Origin of the sequence: Nostoc sp., from assembly GCF_036917815.1 — a bacterium.
Taxonomy (GTDB): domain Bacteria; phylum Cyanobacteriota; class Cyanobacteriia; order Cyanobacteriales; family Nostocaceae; genus Nostoc.
Map to the genome: position 1 here is coordinate 59,406 of NZ_JBALEK010000014.1, position 22,647 is coordinate 82,052.

The window sequence follows — 22,647 nt, forward strand, 5'->3', positions numbered from 1 at the left end:
AAATCGTAACTGCCGAAACACGCTGATGATTTTTGGATAGTTATCTGCGTCCATCAAAGGAAAGTCTGATGCCTAGGGCGGGCTGCGCCAACGTCGGCTTTTGGCGCTCAGACTTTCAAAAGACAGCGTTGATATGCGGTTCAAAATCCACAATTCATAAGGGTCATGGGTTCTGAAAATTTGTCACAAGATACACTAGCAGAACAACTGCTGGAACTAGCTATAAAATCTGGAGCAGAAGCTGCTGAGGTGTATCAGTCGCGATCGCTTTCTCGTCCAGTGTTTTTTGAGGCCAACCGACTCAAACAGCTAGAAACCAGTCAATCTGAAGGCACAGCACTAAGGCTTTGGCGAAATGGGCAACCAGGACTCACGGTGGCTTACGGTTCTGTCACAGCCGAAGTAATGGTGGAAAAAGCTCTAGCACTGAGTCAACTTAATCAACCGGAAACAGTCGAATTAGCCTCTAACTTTCAGCCCTCTTTCCCAGATTTAGGGGAAAGTGTGCAGATAGAGGTTTTGGTAAATTGGGGTAAGGAAGCGATCGCACTTATCCGTGATGCCTATCCAGATGTTGTATGCAATGGTGACTGGGAATGTGATATTGAAACCACTAGACTAGTCAATACCAAAGGTTTAGATTGTCACTACACCGACACTACCCTCAATTGCTACATATCAGCAGAATGGGTGCGCGGCGATGATTTTTTGAATGTTTCCGATGGACAAACTCAGCGGGGCGAACTTCACCCGGAGAGATTAGCTAATCAAATTTTACAGAGGTTAATTTGGGCGAGAGAAAATGTCTCACCCCCAACTGGGCGTATCCCGGTTTTGTTCACTTCTAAAGCTGCCGATATGCTTTGGGGTACTGTGCAAGCAGCATTGAATGGCAAGCGAGTCTTAGAAGTAGCTTCCCCTTGGGCAGAACGCTTGGGTAAGGCAGTAATTTCACCCAACCTGACTCTCTACCAAGATCCCGAAGCCGGCCCTTACAGTTGTCCTTTTGATGATGAAGGGACTCCGACTCAATTTTTAGTATTTATCCAAAACGGGATTTTACAACATTTTTATGGCGATCGCACCACCGGACGCGAACTCGGTACTGATACCACTGGAAATGGTTTTCGCCCTGGTTTAGGCAGCTATCCTACTCCTGGTTTATTTAATTTTCTCATTCAGCCCGGTTCGGCATCGCTACCAGATTTAATTCAACAACTAGATAATGGCTTGATTGTGGATCAAATGCTGGGTGGTGGCGGCAGTATTTCTGGAGATTTTTCAATCAACGTTGATTTAGGCTACCGCGTCCAAAATGGTCACGTAATTGGCCGCGTTAAGGATACGATGGTTGCTGGTAATGTCTACACAGCCCTCAAGCAATTGGTTACACTCGGCAACGATGGTGATTGGAATGGTTCTTGTTATACTCCATCTCTGATCGTAGAAGGGCTATCCACCACAGGGAGAAGCAATTGAAGAAGAATTCAGGAGTCAGAATTCAGGAGTCAGAATTCTGAATTCTGAATCAAGACGCTTTCTACGAAGCGATGCACGTAGCTTGCTTCCCCGTGGGGGTACGCGGACTCTCGTAGAGAAGCCATGCCGTTCGCGCAGCGTCTCGTAGAGAAGGCTTTACGCTGCGCTATTCGCCAGTCGTAATTCATTCTGAATTCTGACTCCTGACTCCTGAATTCTATTTGGATAATATTATCGAAATATTGGGTCTAAATCTATTGACACTCCCCGGCAGTACATCCTCACCTGATAGATTTAGGGGAGATTGTAAAACTTCCACTGCTTGGTTACAGCGATAAATTTCGACTTGCCTATTTTTAGGATTAATCAACCAACCTAGACGCAAACCGTTCTTGTTCAAACTCTTCGTCTGTCAATTTCAGCGCCGGAGGGAACTGTAAAGTTAAAGCACTCATGGCAATTTGGGATTTTAGATTTTGGATTTCACTGAGACAACTGCCAAATCTTAATAGTATTATCTTCACTACCACTGACAAGGGTTTTGTCATCAGGACTGAAGGCGACGGATGTCACGGTGTTGGTGTGTCCCGCCAATGTCAGAATTTCCTCACCTGTGGCTATATTCCACAGTTTAATAGTGCGATCGCGGCTACCACTAGCAATCATTTTACCATCGGCACTGAAGGCTACCGATGTCACAGTGTTGCCATGTCCCGTCAGTGTGCGAATTTCCCTGCCAGTATGTAGATCCCAAAGTTTGATGGTGCCGCGGCTACGCCCGTCGGAGACATCGCGGCTAGCACTGGCTAAAGTTTTACCATCTGGGCTAATAGCCACGGCTGTTACTGTTTGAGAATTTCCTTCTAGTGTGCGGATTGAGTAGCCTTTTGTCAGATTCCAGATTTTGATTGTCTTGTCAAAACTCCCACTAGCAAGAATCACCCCATCGGGGCTAATGGCCACAGATCGCACCCAAAATGTATGCCCTAGCAGTGTCCGAATTAGCTCTCCTGTTGCCAAATCCCAGATTTTGATCGTGTTGTCATCACTAGCACTAACCAGAGTCTCGCTATCAGCACTGATGGCCAGGGCATGAACTGAATCAGAATGCCCTGTAAGAGTGCGAATTTTTTTTCGCGTTCCCAGATTCCAGATTTTAATCGTGTTGTCATCACTGGCACTAACCAGAAGTTTTCCATCTGGGCTGATTGCTACGACATTCACCTGCTGAGAATGCCCGTTGAGTGAAGAGATTGGTTTTCCAGTTGCGAGATTCCAAAGTTGGATTGTGCCATTGTCGCCACTGCTGGCTATGGTTTTACCATCGGGGCTGATGGCGATAGATAAAACTGAGTTTTCCTGTCCTTGAAGGGTATTAGCTAAGGAAACCTTACCCAAAGTAATCTTTAGTGGTTGACCTAAAAGTGCCTCATTTTTGCCCGAATTATTATGCTGACTCAGCCTAGAGACTAAACTGGTTTGAATCCGGCGAAAATGTTTATACCAAGATTCTTGGAATCCGAACAACAGAATAAAAGCACTTACCAAGACTAAAATTCTCAGTAAGGGATAACTTTTTGGTAAATATGGCGCTTTAGTTGGTGGTATTTTCCCAGATGACTTACCGGCTGGTGGTAATGCGAGGAGTTGTTTTGGAGTCAAGTCTCTGAGAACTTCATCGGCTGACTGGTAACGTTCATGGATATCTTTTTTCAAAAGCTTGTCGATGACAAAATCCAACTCAGGATTTAATGGACTCCGCAAATATGCGCGCCAATTATTCACCCAAGCATACCCAGATTCCATCCACAACTGAAAGGGCGAATTTCCCGTTAGCAGATGAAAGCAGGTAGCCCCCAAACCGAACAAGTCACTGGCGGGGAAAGCTTTACCATCTCTAATCTGTTCTAGGGGCGAATAACCATGTGAACCAATAGATGTGCCAGATTTCTGCTGAACTTTGGCGGTGAATTGCTTGGAGGAGCCAAAATCAATTAAGCTTAATCGCCCATCACCTTTATTGCGGATAATATTTTCTGGCTTGATATCTCGATGAATGACTTTGCGATCGTGGATAAATTTCAAAATGGGCAGTAAATCTAGCAAAAGAGATTGAATTTCCCTAGGGTTATAAGTCTTGCGCTGTTGCAACTCCTTTAACAAATTTTCCCCATTAATAAACTGCTGCACCAAATATAGGCAGCCGTCTTGCTCAAAGTAAGCGATCAAAGTCGGAATTTGGGGATGTTCCCCAAGGTCTTGTAGTCGTTGCGCTTCTTCAGCAAACAACTCCATCGCTTTTTTTTGCGACCAAGTCCCTTGGAATTTTGGAGCTAATTGCTTGATAACGCAACGCTCATTGAGTTTATCGACATCTTCTGATAGATAGGTTCTGCCAAATCCCCCCTCATCTGAAAGGACTCGGATGACACGGAAGCGATTTCTTAAAAGTGACACCAGTGGGGTGCTACAACTTTGACAAAACTTCTTTCCATTGGGATTCAGGGGATTTGAGCAATCGGGATTTAAGCAGCAGATCATGATCTGACAGGCGCGACTGCATGACAACTTAGGCTAAGTTTGCCCCGAACTTTCCCTTAAGAAAATTGACTCTCGCTTACTGGTGGTAGAAAACCCTGCTCTGGGGATTGGGGAATTACTTATATAGTTAGCGTTTGTAAATAGTGGTCAGTCTTCCTCATCTGTGGAAAACTACGAGAGCCATAAGATTAATTATTCTATCGATTATATAATAATCTGAATAGAAATATTTTTTAGAAGTGTTAAACCTAGTAATTTTGCTTGTATCTTGGCAAGCGATAACTGACTAAGTATTGAAGATAAACCCTGATTAATTAATCATCACTGACTATCAAATATAGTTAAATTTCGTACTAAATTTGTTTTGGCTATTATCAATAGTCCCTGATTAATTATTCATTTGATACTTTAGGTAAAAAAGGCTTCAATTTAACTTTACTACCTAGTTTCCTTGAACCTTTCCCTCCATTTCCGAATGGCACTAGCAGTTCTGGCTATAGGTGGCATATATACATCAGGAGTTTCGGGAGAAATTCCGTATTGTGTAATACTTTTATTATTTAATTTTTGGGTAGTTAGACAGTTAGCCAAAGTAGGCGAATAGCTTTGATAACTTAAAGCTTTCATCACTTCATCGGCAGTCTTAAATCGATCCTCTAAGGTAATTTTCACCATTTTTCCTAAAATCTGGGCAAAATTGTTGCTGATATTTACCTCTTTTCGCCAACATATTTCACCAGTATTCGCGTCGTACTCAAATTCTAAAGGACTTTTAGCAGTCAACATAAAAATACAAGTTACACCCAGTGCATAAATATCACTGGCATAAACTGGACGTAGAGAAAACTGTTCTGGTGGTGCAAATCCCCTAGTCCCGATAAAGTTGGTATTTGCAGCTTGATTGATTGACTTTTCACAAACCTTAACTAATTGCTCTTTCACCGCACCAAAATCAATCAACACTACCCGTCCGTCATACTCACACCGCAATAAATTTTGGGGCTTAATATCTCGATGAATCACATTATGTTTATGAAGATACTGTAATACAGGTAATAATTCCTGCAAAAACTGTTTAACTGAGGCTTCACTTTTGGGGCCAGTTTGCCGCATTTCTCGTGCCAAAGTCAAACCCGGCACGTATTCTTGAATTAAAAAAAACTCCCCATTGGCCTGAAAGTAGTCTAAGAGCATGGGAATTTGCGAATGACTACCGAGTTGTCCCAAAATTCGTGCTTCTTTTTCAAAGCGCGTACACGCCCTTTGCCAACTTTGAGGATTAGTCACTTTTGGAGAAAGTTGTTTAATCACACACAGGGGATTCCCAGGTAATACGGCATTTTTGGCTAAAAACGTGATACCAAAACCACCTCGTCCCAAAACTTGCAGTATTTCATAGCGATCGCGAAATAGCCGTTTAGAACCACACATCTGACCAAGTTGAGTTTGCTGTGAAATGCTCTCTTGAGAATTCGTTATTTTCTGAGAAAAGCGATCCATTAGTATAAAATATCTGCTCTGAAATGTCTCTAATTCTACGACAATTATTTATTGTCAACAGTAAAACTACTGGGTCTTTACCAAATCATCATTACTCTTCTGTTAAAAATTCAAAAAGCAAAAATAAATTTTTGTATAACTAAGTAAGTGGGGAACAATAAATCAAACTATGTTAAGTAATATAAAAACCTTAAAATATCCTTGTAGTGTAAGCAAGCTACGCGTGTCCTCACCCGTCCAATATTCAGGGTGGGCAAGATGCCATTAGTGTCAACTTAAGAGAAAACCCCTTTAAAACCTCGTTTCCAGCCTCTGGCTGGAAATGCAGATCAATTGCGGCTCTGCCGCAAGTCTTGAGGCGGAGCCTCAACGACGGGCATTCCCAGTCTCTGACTGGGAACGAGACAACCTCTAAAAGCTAGTTCTAGACTGGCTTCTACGTTAACTTGACACCAATGGCAAGATGCCCACCCCACAAGATGGATTATTTATTTTTTGTCAGTACCTTAATTCCTCACTTTTTCTAAGCTGGTGGAACTTGTGGAGAGAAAATATCTATGAAATTTTCCTCAAGCAGCGAATCTGGTGTTTGCATAATAAATGGGAGTTCGGCTCCCACAAGTCCTCTTGGGATGCGTTCTAAAGTTTCACTAAAAACGACAAACAGAGGATATATAGTATTGGCTCCCTCACTCAAAATATGACTGTGGCGAAGAGGCATCAACCACTCATAATCATTGTCTAGATAAACTTGGGTTTGTCGCCAACGTCCTAATAAATCAGAAAAGTCTTCGTGAGCGCGATGAATAAAAACTAAAATTTCGGCTCCAGTTTTGATTTTCCACTCTGGATCGCACATCAAAATTGCCACATCACAGGGTAAGCAAATCGTTTGTGGGGCTGTAGTAGCAGTGTTGCGAAGACGGACGATTGGTAAAGGTATAGTGATGACACTTTCATCTGGACGGCGCAGACTGGGAATCATCTCTAAGTATGGGCGGTGTTGTTTTAGTAAGGCGATCGCAGCTAGATGATTGCTGTACTCTGCCAAACTCGCTTCGTAGTGAGATTTTTGCACATTCATAATTTATTAAATAGTGAGGAGTAGAGACGCGATTAATCGCGTCTCTACAGGAGTTAAGAATAAAGTTAATCATTTAGGAGTTAAAACTTAGGAATTAAAATCTTTAACTTATAACTCCTAACGATTAATCCTCTATCCCAACTTTTCAAATACCGCAAACATCGGCAGATACATTGCTAACAAAATGGTTCCAACCATTCCCCCTAGAACTACAATCATCACTGGTTCTAAAATACTGGTCATTGCTTTTACTGCTTGCTCAACTTCATCTTCATAGAAATCAGCAACTTTCATCAACATTCCATCTAATTCTCCAGTTTCTTCACCAATACTAATCATCTGAATTGCCATAGCTGGAAAAACGGCATCTTTTTGCAAAGCAATGCTAATCATGCCCCCTTGTTGAATCTCCATGCGGGCTGCATCTATGGCATTGGCAATTACTTGGTTTCCTGATGTATCTCGGACAATTTCTAAGCAAGTTAAAATTGGTACACCTGAACGAGTCAAAGAACCAAAAGTCCGGCTAAAGCGGGCAACTGAAGATTTTTGAATTAAGTCACCAAATAATGGCATCTTGAGGGAAAGACGATCAATTGTGATGCGGCCAACAGGAGTTTGAGCGTATTTACCATAGGCAAATTTTAGTCCGATCAGAGCACCGAGAAGGATGAAAGCACTCGGACTTCTCAAAAATTTACTAGCATCCATCAAGAATTGCGTTAGAGGTGGTAATGAGATTCCAATTTGCACAAAAATCGTGGCAAAAATCGGAATAAGAAAAATAGTCATGCCGAGAAAGATCGAAACTGCGATAAAACCCACAACCGTTGGATAAGACATTGCTGATTTAATTTGGTTTTGTAACCGGGCAACATCTTCTAACAACTTAGCTAAACGATTCAATACTTCGTCTAAAACACCACCAACTTCGCCAGCTTGAATCATACTCACATATAATCCATCAAAACAGTCAGGATGCTTCCGCATTGCTTCTGAAAGATTCATTCCGCTTTGAACATCGGTGCTAATCTCCACAAGAGCTTGTTTCAGTTTAGTATTACTACACTGTTCAGAAAGTACCCCCAGACTTCTAACGATCGCAACTCCCGCATTCATCAAAACGGCAAATTGACGCGAAAAAACGGCTTTGTCTTTCACAGAAACCTTAACTAAGGAATTCTGGAAATTTTTGAAGGCAACATCTAGCTGAAATCCTTGAGATTGCTTGAGTTCTTGGATTACAAGACCTTGTTCTCTGAGATTAGTCCGAGCTTGTGACAAGGATTCAGCAACAATTTTTTCTGTTCGGGATTTTCCTTGCGAATCCCGAACACGGGCAACGAAGTTTGGCATAAATAAATTCAAAATAATCGTTATTTATTGGGCATGGGGCATTGGGAAAGAGGAGGCAGGAGGCAGAAATAAATTCTTTAATTTTGAATTTTGAATTGATTTCTCCCTCATCCCCACTTCCTTTAATGGGCTTTAGCCGCCGCACCAGGTTTTGCACCTGCTGCTTGGGGTGGTACAGAAGTACCGATGAGACGTTGGATTTCATCTGGCTTGGAAGTCTTAGACATCGCCGCTTCAAAGGAAATCGTTCCTGCTTTATAAAAATCGGCTAAAACCTTCTCTAGAGTTTGCATACCCAATTTGCCGCCAGTTTGAATCGCTGAGTAAATTTGGGCTGTTTTGCCTTCTCGAATCAAGTTGGAAATAGCGGGAGTAACGATCAGAATTTCTTGAGCCATCACCCGACCATATTCACCGGGTTTAGGGCTTTTCTTGGACACCAAGGTTTGGCTAAATACTGCCACTAAGGAGTTAGACAACTGCACCCGCACTTGGGTTTGTCTTTCATGGGGGAAAACGTCAATAATCCGGTCAACTGTCTGTGCGGCAGAACTGGTATGTAGTGTGCCAAATACCAAGTGTCCTGTTTCTGCGGCAGAAATTGCCAAAGAAATTGTTTCCAAATCGCGCATTTCCCCTACCAGAACGATATCTGGATCTTCCCGCAAAGCTGCTTTCAAGGCATTAGCAAAACTCTTAGTATCTTCACCGAGTTGTCGTTGGTGAACCAAGCTTTTAATTGGTTCATAGACAAATTCAATTGGGTCTTCCACCGTCAAAATATGCTCTGCCTTGGTGCGGTTAATCAAGTCAATCATTGCCGCTAGGGTAGTAGTCTTGCCAGAACCTGTAGGACCTGTGACCAGAATTAGTCCTCTGGGTTTATCTGTCATTTCCCGCACAATATCTGGCAAACCTAATTTTTCAAAGTTAGGAATCTTAGAACTTAATGCCCGTAAGCAAGCAGCATAAGAACCACGTTCTTTATAGACATTGACCCGGAAGCGAGCCAAACCTTTAACACCATAAGAACAATCCAACTCCCAGTTTTGCTCTAAGGTTTTACGCTGGGTGTTGTTGAGCATACTAAAAATCAGCCTTTGACACTGATCAGCTGTCAATATATGCTCACCTATGGGGGTGAGTTTACCACTGATGCGGAAGTAGGGAGGCAAACCTGCGGATAAATGCATATCCGAGCCACCCAATTCAATCAATTGCTCCATCAAGTCTTCAATCATCATTTCCATAGTTCTGCTTCCTTTTAATGTTTATTGTTTGTCCTTTGTCAGTTGTCATTTGTTTAAAGTTAGTAAGCATCAACTAGTGACCAATGACCAATGACCAATGACTAATGACTAATGACTAGTCTTAAAACCGAGCTGTCATACAGTAAGGACAATCCAGCCATTCTTGTTTCAATGTGGCCTCGCAACTCCGACAGGTAAGACCAGTCTTGCGTTTGGCTTTTAATTCGGCTTCCAAACCAGTATCAGTAAACGTCACTCGTTCTACTTCTTCTAGGGTGGTGGAACCTTCGCGCACTAAATCCAAACTGTAAGCCAGCAAGGTTTTCATGCCCTCTTCTATTGCCACTTCCTTAATACGTTCGGTGGGTGCATCTTGGTTGATGAGAGTTTGCAGGTTTTCGGTGACTCGCATGACTTCATAAACACCACAACGCCCTTTGTAGCCGCCGCCATTACATTTTGGGCAAAGCTGATTTTTGGCTTTGGCATCGGCGATCGCATCTAATGTCAAGGTGTTAGCTTTATAAAAGGTGACTCCCACATCAGAGGAAGCAGATAGACCATAACGAGCCAATTCCTCGGTTGTGGGAGTGTAAGGAATGCGACATTCAGAACAGACACGCCGCACCAAACGTTGAGCTAATACGCCAATTAGGGAACTAGAAATCATGAAAGGCTCAATCCCCATTTCTCCCAAACGGGCGATCGCACCTGGGGCATCATTGGTATGTAAGGTAGTTAATACCAAGTGACCAGTCAAAGCAGCCTCAATTGCTGTTTTTGCTGTTTCTTTATCCCGCGTTTCACCCACCAGCAGCACATCTGGATCTTGTCGCAAGAAAGCCCGCAGAGCGGTAGCAAAATCCAGCCCTTTTTCCCGAATCACCTGTACTTGAGTAATCCCTGGAAGGCTGTACTCAATTGGGTCTTCTACAGTACTGATATTAATTCCGGGATCATTCTTTTCTGAGAGTGCAGAATACAACGAGGTTGTTTTCCCAGAACCAGTTGGCCCAGTTACCAAAATTAGACCGAAGGGACGGCTAACCATATCCTGGACAATATGTAAAGTCTCTGGATCGGTAATTAACTTATTTAATCCCAGTTGGGTTGAGGAGTTATCCAAAATCCGCAGCACCACCTTTTCCCCGTAGCGACTGGGTAAGGTATTCACCCGGAAATCCACTTTCCGCCCCTCAAACATCCGCCGGATACGTCCATCTTGGGGCATACGGCGTTCTGCAATGTCTAGATTGGAGATGATTTTAAATCGGGCTGTCACCGCCGGGATAATTTTTTTCGGTAGGGGATCGAAAGCTTCCTTCAGTACGCCATCTTTGCGAAAGCGAATGCGTAAGTTTTCTTCTTGCGGTTCGATATGAATGTCAGAAACGCCCTCATGCAAGGCTTTAGCCAGGATTCTATTAACTAGGTTAATGACTGGGGCATCCTCAGCACCCTTCATCGCTGCCCCTAGATCAGCCTCCATTTCTTCAGGAGCATCGGAAAGATCGAGATTTCCGAGGTTTTCTAAATCCTGATTAATATCTGTAAACTTTTCTTGATCTAGGTGCTTCTGCTTAACAGCCATTTCATCCAAATATTGGTTGATTAGCTGTTGGTAGTCTTCCTGGGTAATCACCATGCGCTGCAATGCCAACCCTTGGGGGCGCAAGATGCGGTTCAGGTCATCGGAAGCCTCTAGATTATCTGGAGCCACCATCGCCACTAAAACTGAGGGCGGGGTTTGGTCTTCGTGTTTTGACAGTGGTACTAAACGATGGCGACGGCAAATATCCACTGGGATGAGGGTTTCAATCAGGTTCCCCATCATCGTGTTGCCAACGGAGTTGACTTCGGGATCGAGAAATTCAACTCCGTATAGGATTTTAAGTTCAAATAGCTGCTGTTTTTTGTATTGTCTGAGCAACTCAGGCGATAGTTGTTGCCCAGTGATTGACTCTAGTACTTCCGTTAAGGGTCGGCCAGATTTGCGGCTTTCAATTAGTGCCTGCCTCATCTGTTCGGTATTGACATAGCCAGATTGCACTAGCTTGTTGCCGAAGGGCGAAAACTCTGTTCTGGTAGTTAGAGCGGTACTGCGCCGTTGTGGTGACGAGTTCATAAATGAGCAATTGATTTGGGGAAACCTCTAATTAAAGTATTCCCAGGCGGGAAGACAGAATTCTCATTTTCCAAAAAAGTCCTGAGTCACCGAAACAGTTCTGAGTTAACTTAAGCCCCAGCGAAGGTCATTCGCGGCTACACAAACTCTCGTCCTAAAGAAAAATTGAGTGTTTTAAACCCACGGAGATGGGTCGATACGGTTGGGATAAGGTTTTTTCATGACACGCCGCTAATCGCAAAGACGCGATAAATCGCCGTCTCTACAAAGGACTGATTATTGTAAAGACGGCGATAAATCGCGTCTCTTGCCTTAACCGAACTCTCCAGTCCCTAGTCCTACTTACTACTCGTTCGGGTTCCCGCCTTAGCTGCGTCTGGGCTAACGTGTTCACCATTTGTCACAATAAGAGGACGGTTATATCACTTCCAGGAACTTGTCGGCAAAAAAATCAGCCCTAGTTGCAAGTCGTGGATGACGACGGTTGCAAGCCGTGGAGATACACTGCCATAAATAGGATCTGGAATGAATAGACAATGATCGATGAAAATAAACAGATAAGCAATACAAGCCAGCAATTGGGTGAACCAACAGAGGTAAAGCAAGCAATGAAGAGTGACTCCCCAGCCCAAATTAATTTCAATGAATCTGGTAGTGAGGTGATAGAGCAAGTGGCAGCCCAAACAAATGCATCAGGAGATACGGGTACTCTCAATCCAGAAAATAGCGTCCCTGCAACCGAAAAAACTGAACTGGACAGGACAGCTTTGGCTGAACTGACTCAACAAATCGAGTCCCTGAAAACGCAACTAGAAGAGCGTAGTACTCAATATATGCGGATTGCCGCCGATTTTGAGAATTATCGGAAACGCACTAGCAAGGAAAAAGAAGACCTAGAGGTGCAGATGAAGCGGAACACGATTCTGGAGTTGCTGCCAGTGGTGGATAATTTTGAGCGGGCGCGATCGCACCTCAAACCCCAATCTGATGGCGAAATGACCATGCACAAAAGTTACCAAGGCGTTTACAAACAATTAGTAGATAGCCTAAAGCGCTTGGGTGTATCACCAATGCGTCCTGAAGGTGAAGAATTTGATCCTAACCTACACGAAGCAGTAATGCGGGAACCTACGGATGAACATCCTGAAGGAAGAGTGTTAGAAGAGTTAGTGCGCGGATATTACTTGGGCGATCGCGTGCTACGCCATGCAATGGTCAAAGTAGCTGCTCCCAAGGAAGATAGCCCTGCTGCACCAGAAGATCAGTCGAGTCAAGCCTTCAGTTAAGCTGTAATCGCTCGCCTCGCTGACCTTAAGTGCCTGGGTTCTAGCAAGGACGAGCATCGCGTACCTCAAACAAGGCTTTGGATAACTCTCTGTGTTTCAACTTCTCTCTTGCTACCAGCAACAGAGGTTCCACAGACGTTATCCGCTAGCCTTTGTTTTTAGCAAAAAAGTTAGTCCGCGACAGATTACAGCAGAAAAATTCGGTAAAAATACTGATATTTATGGGAAAAGTTATTGGGATCGACTTAGGCACTACTAACAGTTGCGTCGCAGTTTTGGAGGGTGGTCAACCACTTGTGATCTCCAATTCTGAAGGTGGACGAACTACTCCAAGTATTGTGGGATTTGGAAAGACTGGCGATCGCTTGGTTGGTCAATTGGCAAAACGCCAAGCCGTAACCAATGCTGAAAACACAATTTACAGTATTAAACGATTCATCGGGCGGCGTTGGGAAGAGACTGAAATAGAACGCGATCGCGTCCCCTACAACTGTGTCAAAGGTCGAGACGAAACCGTTGATGTCCAAATCCGCTCAAAAAACTATACGCCACAAGAACTATCGGCCATGATCCTGCAAAAGCTGAAGCAGGATGCCGAAAACTTCTTGGGTGAAGAAGTCACTCAAGCAGTGATTACGGTACCCGCATATTTCACAGATGCCCAAAGACAAGCTACTAAAGATGCTGGCACCATTGCTGGATTAGAAGTACTGCGAATCATCAATGAACCAACAGCTGCGGCTTTAGCTTTCGGATTAGACAAGCAAGACCAAGAGCAGCTAATTTTAGTATTTGACTTGGGAGGCGGTACTTTCGACGTCTCGATCCTACAACTGGGGGATGGCGTTTTTGAAGTTAAGGCCACTTGTGGTAACAACCATTTAGGTGGAGACGACTTTGATAATACGATCGTGCTTTGGATGATGGAACGCTTCCAGCAAGAGGAAAAAATCAACCTTTCCCAAGATAAGATGGCACTGCAACGCCTGCGGGAAGCGGCGGAAAAGGCAAAAATTGAACTCTCCAGTATGATGAATACCTCCATCAACTTGCCTTTCATCACAGCTGATGACAGCGGCCCAAAGCATCTGGAGATGGAACTAAGCCGCTCTAAATTTGAAGAACTCGCAGGGAAATTAATTGAAGCGACCATCGAACCGATGATCCAAGCGCTCAAAGATGCGGATCTCAAACCAGCAGCCATAGATCGGATTATTTTGGTAGGTGGTTCTACCCGTATTCCCGCAGTCCAAAACGCGCTGATTAAGTTTTTCAACGGCAAAGCTCCCGATCGCTCCATCAACCCTGACGAAGCCGTAGCATTGGGAGCAGCGATCCAAGCAGGTGTGTTGGGTGGCGAAGTCGATAATCTCTTACTATTGGATGTCACTCCTCTATCCTTGGGAATTGAAACCTTGGGTGAAGTGTTCACCAAAATTATTGAACGTAACACCACAATTCCTACGAGTAGGTCACAAATTTTTTCCACAGCAGTTGATGGACAAACCTCAGTAGAAATTCACATCCTCCAAGGTGAACGGGCAATGTCACGAGATAACAAGAGTCTCGGCAAGTTTCTGTTAGCAGGAATCCCCCCGTCGCCCCGTGGTGTCCCACAAATTGAAGTATCCTTTGAAATCGATGTCAACGGCATCCTGAAGGTTTCTGCTCAAGATAAAGGTACAGGTAGAGAACAAAGTATTCGGATTACCAATACAGGTGGTTTGAGTATCAACGAAGTCGAACGGATGCGCCAAGAGGCGGAACTATTTTCTGAAGAAGATAGAAGACGTAAAGAACTGGTTGAACTCCGAAACCAAGCAGATAATTTGTTGTTCAGTTACGAATCTACCATCAAGGAGAATAGTAACTTTATCGGCGATCAGATGAAAACCTTGGCTAGTGAAAAAGTTTCACAACTCCAAGCTGCAATGATTGACTCTAATATTTCCACAGTGGAATTTAAGCAGCGCCTAGACGACTTCCAACAAACCCTGTTTGCGATCGGTGCTGATGTCTACAACCGAGCTAACAGCCAAAGTGATGAGATTGAGAAGGATTCAGCTAGTCTCTTTACCCCAGAAATAGACTCACCAATGAATGGCACACTAATACCACAATTCAACTTTGATTTTGATGAAGAAAGTACTGCCCAGGCTGATTATGAGGCGATAGATTAGGGATTGGGCATGGGGCATTGGGCATTGCTCAATAATTCAGGACTTACGCACTTTACATATTGACCATGATATGCACATTCGGCTTTTTTAACTAAAAGTCTTGCCCTGCCTCGTTCCCAGGCAGCAGCCCAGGAATGAGAGGTCATTCACAGTTGGCTCTCTCTGTCAATGCGTAAGTCCTATAATTAGCCCTTTCAAGGTGACTCAGAAAATCTCTGATTTCCTCTCTGCGCTCTCTGCGCCTCTGTGGTTAAATAAATTACTTTTAAACCGCAGAGGCAATAGAGTTGCCAGTGCGCCCTTGCGGTTTCCCGACTTGTACCCCTCCGGGGATCTTGCTACGTGTAGCGTCTCCCCCTGGGAGAAGCAGGGCTGATTCATTCCCTAAAAGACCTTAATTTACAAGCGTATCAGTCAAAAAAATCAGGTTTTTAAACACTCTAATTGGGTCAAAAACCAGGCGATCGCACTTAAATTTACCGATTGAAACAGTAATTTTTCGATTACCAACTCACTAAATTTTCTGGTTGATACTCTTGACAAAATTCTGATCTGAACGAATGAAACAGCCCTGCTGGGAGAAGTAACTGGCGCAGCGCAGAGAGAAAAACAGAGATTTTACGAGTCACCTTCAAAGGGCTGGTCCTATAATTAATAGTTCTTCTTTCCCTGCTGCCTCATCTCCCCATCTCAATTCTTGGGGTGACTAGGAGCCTGATAAGCCATTCTCTGGTAAATTCATGGTAAGAATTGACCCTGATTTACACAAAAAAATTGTAGTTAAAGCAAAAAAAGAGGGACAAAGCCTTAACTCGTTGGTCGAAAAAAGCTTATGCCTGTATGTTAGTTAATATAAATTTAGCGAAGTTTCACAACCCCCCAAGCCCCCAGTCGTTTGCTAGATTGTAGAAGCAAGTTACTTTGGACTGGGCAGTGTGTCAGTTCAGATGCACTTCCATTGCATAAGTGTGGTTTTCCACACCTAATGGTGCGGCTAGCCCCTCTGGTTGATGGGCGGGGTTTTCCTCTGCTACGTAGCACAATTGTAAAAGAGACAGCCGACTCAGCAGTGAGAAGTCTGAGCAGAGGCTTCCCCTACTCTTAACTTCTATAGCTTTTGTCGTCTCCCACGAGGAAAGCACCTGTTGCTCTAGATTTGTCGGTGATTTTTGTAAAAGCTAAAGGGTAAAATCAATTTATTAACAAAAATTAATTTTATCTTCTGCCTGTCCTCCGGCAAGCCACCCTCTAAACGGATACTGTGTCGCTCTTGCATATCTGTAGGCAAAACACTTATCCGTAGGGGTAGCAAGTGACCGTGACCTTCTACTGACTTCTGCTTTCTTCCTTCTAACTTTTACCTTTGCTATATGGCCCGCGACTATTATGAAATCCTGGGTGTCTCTCGTGACACCGACAAAGAAGAAATCAAACAAGCCTATCGCCGTTTAGCCCGGAAGTATCACCCAGATGTGAACAAAGAACCGGGGGCGGAGGATCGCTTTAAAGAAATTAACCGCGCTTATGAGGTACTGTCGGAACCAGAAACCCGCGCTCGTTACGATCGCTTTGGGCCAGATGGTGTATCTGGTGCTGCTGGCGCGGGCTTTCAAGATGTCGGCGATATGGGTGGTTTTGCCGATATATTTGAAAGCATTTTTAGTGGGTTTGCTGGCGGTATGGGTAGTCCCACGCAACAAAGACGGCGCAGTGGTCCGGCGAGGGGCGATGACCTGCGGCTAGACCTGAAATTAGATTTTCGGGAAGCAGTATTTGGTGGCGAAAAAGAAATTCGCATTTCCCATCTAGAAAATTGTGAAGTTTGTAGCGGTTCTGGTGCTAAACCTGGAACCCGCCCTCGGACTTGTTCAACTTGTGCCGGATCGGGTCAAGTCCGCCGTGTCACTAGAACACCCTTTGGCAGTTTCACCCAAGTCTCGACTTGTCCCACCTGTAATGGCACAGGGATGGTAATTGAAGATAAATGTGATGCCTGTGATGGTAAGGGCGCAAATCAAGTCACCAAGAAACTCAAAATTACCATTCCGGCTGGGGTCGATAATGGCACTCGCTTACGGATTTCTAGTGAAGGAGATTCTGGCCAACGTAGTGGTCCTCCTGGGGATTTGTACGTTTACTTGTTCGTGAATGAGGACGAGGAATTCCAACGGGATGGCATTAATATTCTCTCGGAAATCAAAGTTAGCTACCTGCAAGCAATTTTAGGTTGTCGGTTAGAGGTAGATACGGTAGATGGGCCGGTAGAACTGATTATTCCCGCCGGAACTCAGCCAAATACGGTGATGAAGTTGGAAAATCGCGGCGTACCGCGTTTGGGTAATCCCGTTAGTCGTGGGGATCACATGCTCAACGTATTAATTGATATTCCCAATAAAGTTACCCCAGAGGAGAGGGAACTGTTGGAGAAACTGGCTAAAATTAAGGGCGATCGCACTGGTAAAGGCGGTTTAGAAGGATTCTTGGGAAATTTATTTAAGTGATGATGCCCTCTTCTGTTTTAACTCCCGATGCTCAACTTGATTTACGCGGCACCCCTTGCCCGATTAATTTCGTGCGGACAAAATTACGTCTGGAGAAAATGCCATTGGGAGGTTTGCTAGAAGTCTGGCTAGACCCTGGTGAGCCGATTGAGCAGGTTCCTGATAGTTTGACAATGGCAGGTTATCAGGTGGAACAAATTACAGACTGCACTAGTTATTTTTCTCTGTTAGTGCGCCGTCCAGTTGCTGGCCAATGACAGGGGAAAATTTTGCCGCAGGTGGACAGTTATTGGGTACAGTGGTGGCTGTACAGGCTAATTTTTACCGAGTACAGATGGATGAAGAAGATGGGGAGCAGGGGAGCAGGGGAGCAGAGGAGAAACTGGATTTAAATGCCCCTCAGCCCCTCAGCCCCTCAGCACCCCTGCCCCTGCTCCTTCTCTGTACTCGCCGAACACGTCTGAAAAAAATCGGACAACAGGTGATGGTAGGCGATCGCGTTGTGCTAGAAGAGCCAGATTGGGCTGGGGGACGAGGTGCGATCGCTGAGGTTTTACCCCGTAAAAGTGAGTTAGATCGTCCAGCGATCGCCAATGTCAACCAAATTTTATTGGTATTTGCTGTTGCCGATCCACCTTTGGAACCTTATCAGCTAAGTAGATTTCTAATTAAAGCTGAGTCTACTGACTTAGATGTGCTTTTATGCTTGAATAAAAGTGATTTAATTTCACCGCACGAACAACAACAATTTAGCGATCGCCTTCTTGGTTGGGGCTATGAACCGATATTTATTAGTGTTAAAGATGGTATAAATACCGATCAAGCAGCGAGATATTTAAGTAATAAAATTACCGTAATTGCTGGTCCTTCCGGCGTGGGTAAATCCAGCCTGATTAATACGCTAATTGACTCTGCGAAGCTGCGAGTCGGAGAAGTTTCTGGGAAACTAGCTCGTGGCCGTCATACCACTCGCCATATAGAATTATTTGAGTTACCTGAAGGTGGATTGTTGGCAGACACACCCGGCTTTAATCAGCCTGACATGAATTGTAACCCAGAAGAATTAATCCGTTATTTCCCAGAAGCCAGAAAGCGGTTAGCAGTTGCTAGCTGTCGGTTTAGTGATTGTCTGCATCGAGACGAGCCTGAGTGTGTGGTGCGGGGAGACTGGGAACGATATGAACATTATTTAGAATTTTTGGACGCTGCGATCGCTCATGAAACTCAGCTTCATCAACAAGCTGATCCAGAATCCACTATGAAGTTAAAAAGCAAAAGCAAAGGCAAAGGGCAGAGTCAATACGAACCCAAGCTAGAAAGTAAAAAATATCGTCGGATTTCTCGGAAAACTCAGTTACAGGATTTGCAGGAGTTATATCGAGATGAGGAATAAGGATTGCGATGTCTACGACGGGCTGCGCCTACGCATTCATAATCCAAAGGTTAGTCACGATAGCATAGATACAAATAGAAAAAGTATCTTGTATGTCTCAGCCCCTGGTCACTACCCCTAGTTTAGAAGCTGTTACTGAGAGTATAATTTTCCCACCAGGCGACATTTATAGTGACGAACCCCCCTTGGAATCTGATCTACACCGAGAACAAATTGATTTACTGATCCGTTTGATTAAATGGTGGTGGCGCGATCGTCAGGATTTTTATGTTACCGGCAACCTGACGATCTATTTCAGTCCGAACCAGAAAAAATCAGAAGAATTTCGAGGCCCCGATTTCTTTGTGGTTTTAGATACAGAAAAAAAAGACCGCAAAAGCTGGGTTGTATGGCAAGAAGATGGCAAATATCCCAATGTAATTATTGAGATGTTATCTGATTCCACTGCCTCGGTTGATAAAGGTTTGAAAAAGCAGATATACCAGAATACGTTTCGCACTCCTGATTACTTTTGGTTTGACCCAAATAACCTAGAATTACAGGGATTTCACATAGTTGATGGGCAATACCAAGAACTTGTACCCACTGAGTCGGGTTGGTTGTGGAGTCAGCAGTTAGATTTATATTTAGGAGTTGAGTCTGGTAAATTACGCTTTTTTACCCCTGATGGGCAACTGTTGATGTTGCCAGAAGAAGAAGCAAACCAACAGTTACAGCAAGCAAATCAACAGTTAGAGCAAACAAATCAAGAGCTAGAGCAAGAACGTCAACGGGCTGCAATATTGGCAGAACGCTTACGAGCCGCAGGTATTGATCCTGAGCAAATATTCTGAAAATAGAATTTTATCTCTAAACTAGGCATAGAAAAATAGTGCTATGAACCAAACAATATCTGATCAAGTCCGTTGGACAATCTCAGACTTAGAATTACTCCAAACTGACGAATGGAAGCGCTATGAAATTGTTGACGGAGAACTATTTGTGACTAGAGCGCCTCACTGGAAACATCAAGGAACTGCGGGTAATATATCCTTAGAGTTGCAAATTTGGTCTCGCTCTAGTGGGCTGGGGGAAACCCGTCAAACTCCCGGCATCATTTTTACAGATGCCGATAATGTCATACCCGATGTAGTTTGGATCGGTAATGAGCGTTTAGCACAATTGCTAGATGAGGAAGGGCATTTGAGAGGAGCGCCAGAACTGATTGTAGAAGTGCTTTCTCCTGGGACAACTAACGAACGTCGAGATCGAGAAGCCAAGCTGAAACTATACTCATCCACAGGAGTCCAAGAATATTGGATTGCAAATTGGCAATTACAGCAGCTAGAAGTTTATCGCCGAGAAACTGCTCAATTAAAACTGATTGCAACTTTGTTGGCTGATGACGAAATCACATCACCACTGTTACCAGGTTTTGGCGTTCGAGTTCAGCGTTTTTTTGGATAATTCTGGCGTAGGCGTAGCCCAACCTAGGCATCACTCTTCAAACTCAGCTGCACCAACAACTGATGGCGGTGGCTCCAGTTCCATCCCCTGCCAAAAAACATTAACGCTCTTTTATTACTCTCATCAGATTAAATTTGAAACCCTATTTTGACGTTAGTCCGCGCAGGCGGACTTTGCTGGTGTAGCCGCGATTTCTAATCGCCTGGATTATTCTCTCTCCAGAGTCATAGAAGAGCGTTAATTACTATCTCTCTCCACTCCCGCGCATTCATGAGCCAGCGCTGTAGACGGGTTTCCCGTCGCTCTCGTCTGGCGTCCCCACACTCACTTCTAGGAGTGTGGGATGAATGCTGTTTTAGCTAAAAATGCCTGTAAATGCAGACGTTTAGAGCAAAGCGCCACCACAACTAGAACCACACCCAGCAGTACAACCATAGCAATAAGCAGCAGTTTGTACCTCACTAATTAGGTCTAAACTGCCAGCTTCTAACAATTTGCTAACTGTCAAGATTGCACCATTGAAAGTTTTTGCAGGCAAATTCATCATTTGGTTAAAGTCACAATCATATACATTGCCCAGATAGTCAATTGAAAGTTCATTACGACACATTAAATGTTCAACTGTGCTGGGATTAAAATGCAACTCTAAAAACTGCAAATAGCTGGTGTACAGTTTTGTCCGTTCTAAATGCATTTTAGTTCTACCAACTGGTAGGTTGGTAATGGTGAAGAGGTTGTTAAATACAATATCAAAATGTTCTTGCAAGAACATTTTGTAATCTTGTTCTAGGTTGCTCTGTTCGGGAGCTAAGGAAAATTTTTCACCCGTGGGTAACTGGGGATTAAATACCAAGTCTAAAATTAGATTTTGGTCTTTACCATAGCCGAGTTGGTTAAGCCACTGCAAAGCTTTGACTGAACTCTCAAAAACACCAGCACCACGCATTTTATCAACATTATCTGCCAGATAACAGGGTAGAGAAGCCACAACTCTTACTTGGTGTTTAGCAAAGTATTCTGGTAAATCACCAAAACCATCTTCAAAATAAATGGTCAAATTAGATCGGACAATCACTTGTTTACCAGTTATTCTTGCTGCTTCTACCAATGGCTTAAATCCGTAATTCATTTCTGGTGCGCCACCAGTCAAATCCAGAATTTTGATTTCGGGAAATTTATGGATTAGCGAAATCAATTGTTCGCAAATTTCAGGAGAAAGTTCTTCTGTACGTTTTGGACTAGCTTCGACATGACAGTGTGTACACGTAAGGTTACAACGCTTACCTAGATTAATTTGTAAAACAGTGATTCCTTTTTTTGTCAACGGTGAATTGAGTTTGTGATTAAATGGTGTGAGTGATGTATCTAGTGTAATTATTGATTGAGTTGGCATTATTTACTATTCCTTAAAAATCGCACAAATATATTCAATTAAATTTTTCTAACCTTGCAATAATCTGTAGGTTATTCCACTAATAATTGCAGCAGTAGGTAAAGTTAAAATCCACGATAATAGTATCTGATAAAAAACACGTGTATTGGCTTTTTTGTTAATCAATCCCACACCAAAAATAGAACCAACTGAAACATAAGTAGTGGAAACTGGAAGCCCAAACCGACTAGCTACAATCACCAAAACTCCAGTGACTATATTTGCTGATAGTCCTTGACTATGATTCATTGAGGTAATATTTTCACTCATGGTAATAGCAACTTTTTGGGAGTTCAGTAAACCGCCAAGTGCCATTGCGATCGCAATCGTGATCATTCCTCCCTGAATCGAAAAATAGTCAATAATTAGAATGAGTGAGAAAATCTTAGGAGTATTATTTAATCCCCTAGCAAAACTGACAATCGCCGCGCTGAGAAAATGGCAACTATCAATCATTTTCTGGTTGACTGGTAGATGCCATTTTGAATTTATATAGGCAGATAAGCTGTAAATTCCTGCTCCCAAGGGAATAGCAATCATTGAACTTAGTAATAAAGGCAAAATAAAGGAAGTTCCCAAAGCGCCAAAATTAACTTGAAGTCCGATCGCAACTAATCCAGCCCCAACTAGCGCACCTGTTAAACTGTGAGTTGTGGAAATGGGAAACCCCATAAGAGTGGCAAAGAGTACAGTCAAACCAGTTGCGATCGCAACTGCTATATGAAATTCTGGGGCGTTAGCGATCGCATCAGGTAATAGTCCTTTTCCAGAAAAGTTTTTAATTAGTGTACTTGCCCAAAAAGTCGCAGTTATTGCACCAGCAAAAGTTGTAAAAGTTGCCCATAAAATTGCTGTTTGATAGCTGCTTGTTCGGCTACCAAATAGTGTTGCTACACCTTTAAAATTATCATTTGCACCATTTGAATATGCTAAAAAAAGCGTAGCTAAAAACAGACTAATTAACAACATTTTAGGGTTTATAAAAAAGAAGTCAGAATCCAGAATCAAATTAGCAAAATATTCAAGTTGTGCATTCATTCTCCAGTCGCACAGAATTATTCTGTTAGCGGATAG

16 protein-coding genes and 3 pseudogenes are annotated in these 22,647 nt (G+C 43.5%); 9 read left to right on the top strand and 10 right to left on the bottom strand.

Features of this window, described 5'->3' with window-relative positions; genetic code table 11:
* Positions 1-165 precede the first annotated feature (165 nt).
* Positions 166-1,479, top strand: coding sequence for a TldD/PmbA family protein (locus tag V7K97_RS04240; RefSeq protein ID WP_334799442.1), 1,314 nt, complete (start codon positions 166-168; stop codon positions 1,477-1,479).
* Positions 1,480-1,696: 217 nt separating this feature from the next.
* On the opposite strand, the pseudogene V7K97_RS04245 reads toward V7K97_RS04240, so the two are convergent.
* From V7K97_RS04245 to V7K97_RS04275, 7 genes and pseudogenes are all read right to left on the bottom strand, one after another.
* A pseudogene (locus V7K97_RS04245) lies at positions 1,697-1,870 on the bottom strand (Uma2 family endonuclease); the annotation flags it as partial.
* A gap of 92 nt (positions 1,871-1,962) precedes the next feature.
* Entirely contained in the window at positions 1,963-4,020 is a 2,058-nt protein-coding gene (locus tag V7K97_RS04250; protein WP_334799443.1) for a serine/threonine-protein kinase, read from the bottom strand.
* A 438-nt stretch (positions 4,021-4,458) separates the two neighbouring features.
* Complete coding sequence (locus tag V7K97_RS04255; RefSeq protein WP_334799444.1) at positions 4,459-5,520, bottom strand: serine/threonine-protein kinase; 1,062 nt, start codon at positions 5,518-5,520, stop codon at positions 4,459-4,461.
* Between the two features lie 523 nt (positions 5,521-6,043).
* Positions 6,044-6,604 carry a hypothetical protein gene (locus V7K97_RS04260; protein ID WP_334799445.1) on the bottom strand — a complete coding sequence of 187 codons (561 nt, stop codon included), beginning with the start codon at positions 6,602-6,604 and terminating at the stop codon, positions 6,044-6,046.
* Positions 6,605-6,736: 132 nt separating this feature from the next.
* Complete coding sequence (locus tag V7K97_RS04265; protein WP_334799446.1) at positions 6,737-7,960, bottom strand: type II secretion system F family protein; 1,224 nt, start codon at positions 7,958-7,960, stop codon at positions 6,737-6,739.
* Between the two features lie 122 nt (positions 7,961-8,082).
* A pseudogene (locus tag V7K97_RS04270) lies at positions 8,083-9,213 on the bottom strand (type IV pilus twitching motility protein PilT); the annotation flags it as partial.
* A 118-nt stretch (positions 9,214-9,331) separates the two neighbouring features.
* The gene (locus tag V7K97_RS04275) at positions 9,332-11,335 is read right to left on the bottom strand and encodes a GspE/PulE family protein (protein WP_334799447.1); all 2,004 of its coding nucleotides are present in this window, start codon (positions 11,333-11,335) and stop codon (positions 9,332-9,334) included.
* 536 nt (positions 11,336-11,871) lie between these two features.
* Here V7K97_RS04275 and grpE point away from each other — a divergent pair.
* The 3 genes and pseudogenes from grpE to V7K97_RS04290 form a co-directional block, all read left to right on the top strand.
* Positions 11,872-12,621, top strand: coding sequence for a nucleotide exchange factor GrpE (gene grpE / locus V7K97_RS04280; protein WP_334799448.1), 750 nt, complete (start codon positions 11,872-11,874; stop codon positions 12,619-12,621).
* A 221-nt stretch (positions 12,622-12,842) separates the two neighbouring features.
* The gene (dnaK, locus tag V7K97_RS04285; RefSeq protein WP_334799449.1) at positions 12,843-14,801 is read left to right on the top strand and encodes a molecular chaperone DnaK; all 1,959 of its coding nucleotides are present in this window, start codon (positions 12,843-12,845) and stop codon (positions 14,799-14,801) included.
* Positions 14,802-15,523: 722 nt separating this feature from the next.
* Positions 15,524-15,652: pseudogene (locus tag V7K97_RS04290) on the top strand (toxin-antitoxin system HicB family antitoxin); the annotation flags it as partial.
* A gap of 87 nt (positions 15,653-15,739) precedes the next feature.
* On the opposite strand, the gene V7K97_RS04295 reads toward V7K97_RS04290, so the two are convergent.
* A complete protein-coding gene (locus V7K97_RS04295) occupies positions 15,740-15,943 on the bottom strand; it encodes a hypothetical protein (RefSeq protein ID WP_334799450.1) in 204 nt (67 codons plus the stop codon).
* A gap of 228 nt (positions 15,944-16,171) precedes the next feature.
* Between V7K97_RS04295 and dnaJ the strand changes: the two genes are divergently transcribed.
* The 5 genes from dnaJ (at position 16,172) to V7K97_RS04320 (ending at position 20,141) form a co-directional block, all read left to right on the top strand.
* Positions 16,172-17,302: a molecular chaperone DnaJ gene (gene dnaJ / locus V7K97_RS04300; RefSeq protein WP_334799451.1), complete on the top strand. Its 1,131-nt coding sequence runs from the start codon at positions 16,172-16,174 to the stop codon at positions 17,300-17,302.
* On the top strand, positions 17,302-17,559 hold the full coding sequence (locus V7K97_RS04305; protein ID WP_334799452.1) for a sulfurtransferase TusA family protein: 258 nt from the start codon (positions 17,302-17,304) through the stop codon (positions 17,557-17,559). The genes dnaJ and V7K97_RS04305 overlap by 1 nt, the downstream gene beginning before the upstream one ends.
* Positions 17,556-18,695, top strand: coding sequence for a small ribosomal subunit biogenesis GTPase RsgA (gene rsgA / locus V7K97_RS04310; protein ID WP_334799453.1), 1,140 nt, complete (start codon positions 17,556-17,558; stop codon positions 18,693-18,695). The genes V7K97_RS04305 and rsgA overlap by 4 nt, the downstream gene beginning before the upstream one ends.
* A 92-nt stretch (positions 18,696-18,787) precedes the next feature.
* Positions 18,788-19,528: a Uma2 family endonuclease gene (locus tag V7K97_RS04315; protein ID WP_334799454.1), complete on the top strand. Its 741-nt coding sequence runs from the start codon at positions 18,788-18,790 to the stop codon at positions 19,526-19,528.
* A gap of 43 nt (positions 19,529-19,571) precedes the next feature.
* A complete protein-coding gene (locus V7K97_RS04320) occupies positions 19,572-20,141 on the top strand; it encodes a Uma2 family endonuclease (RefSeq protein WP_334799455.1) in 570 nt (189 codons plus the stop codon).
* 385 nt (positions 20,142-20,526) lie between these two features.
* Here V7K97_RS04320 and arsS read toward each other — a convergent pair whose 3' ends face one another.
* Positions 20,527-21,534 carry an arsenosugar biosynthesis radical SAM (seleno)protein ArsS gene (gene arsS, locus V7K97_RS04325; RefSeq protein WP_334799456.1) on the bottom strand — a complete coding sequence of 336 codons (1,008 nt, stop codon included), beginning with the start codon at positions 21,532-21,534 and terminating at the stop codon, positions 20,527-20,529.
* A gap of 48 nt (positions 21,535-21,582) precedes the next feature.
* A complete protein-coding gene (locus tag V7K97_RS04330; protein ID WP_334799457.1) occupies positions 21,583-22,611 on the bottom strand; it encodes an inorganic phosphate transporter in 1,029 nt (342 codons plus the stop codon).
* Positions 22,612-22,647 lie beyond the last annotated feature (36 nt).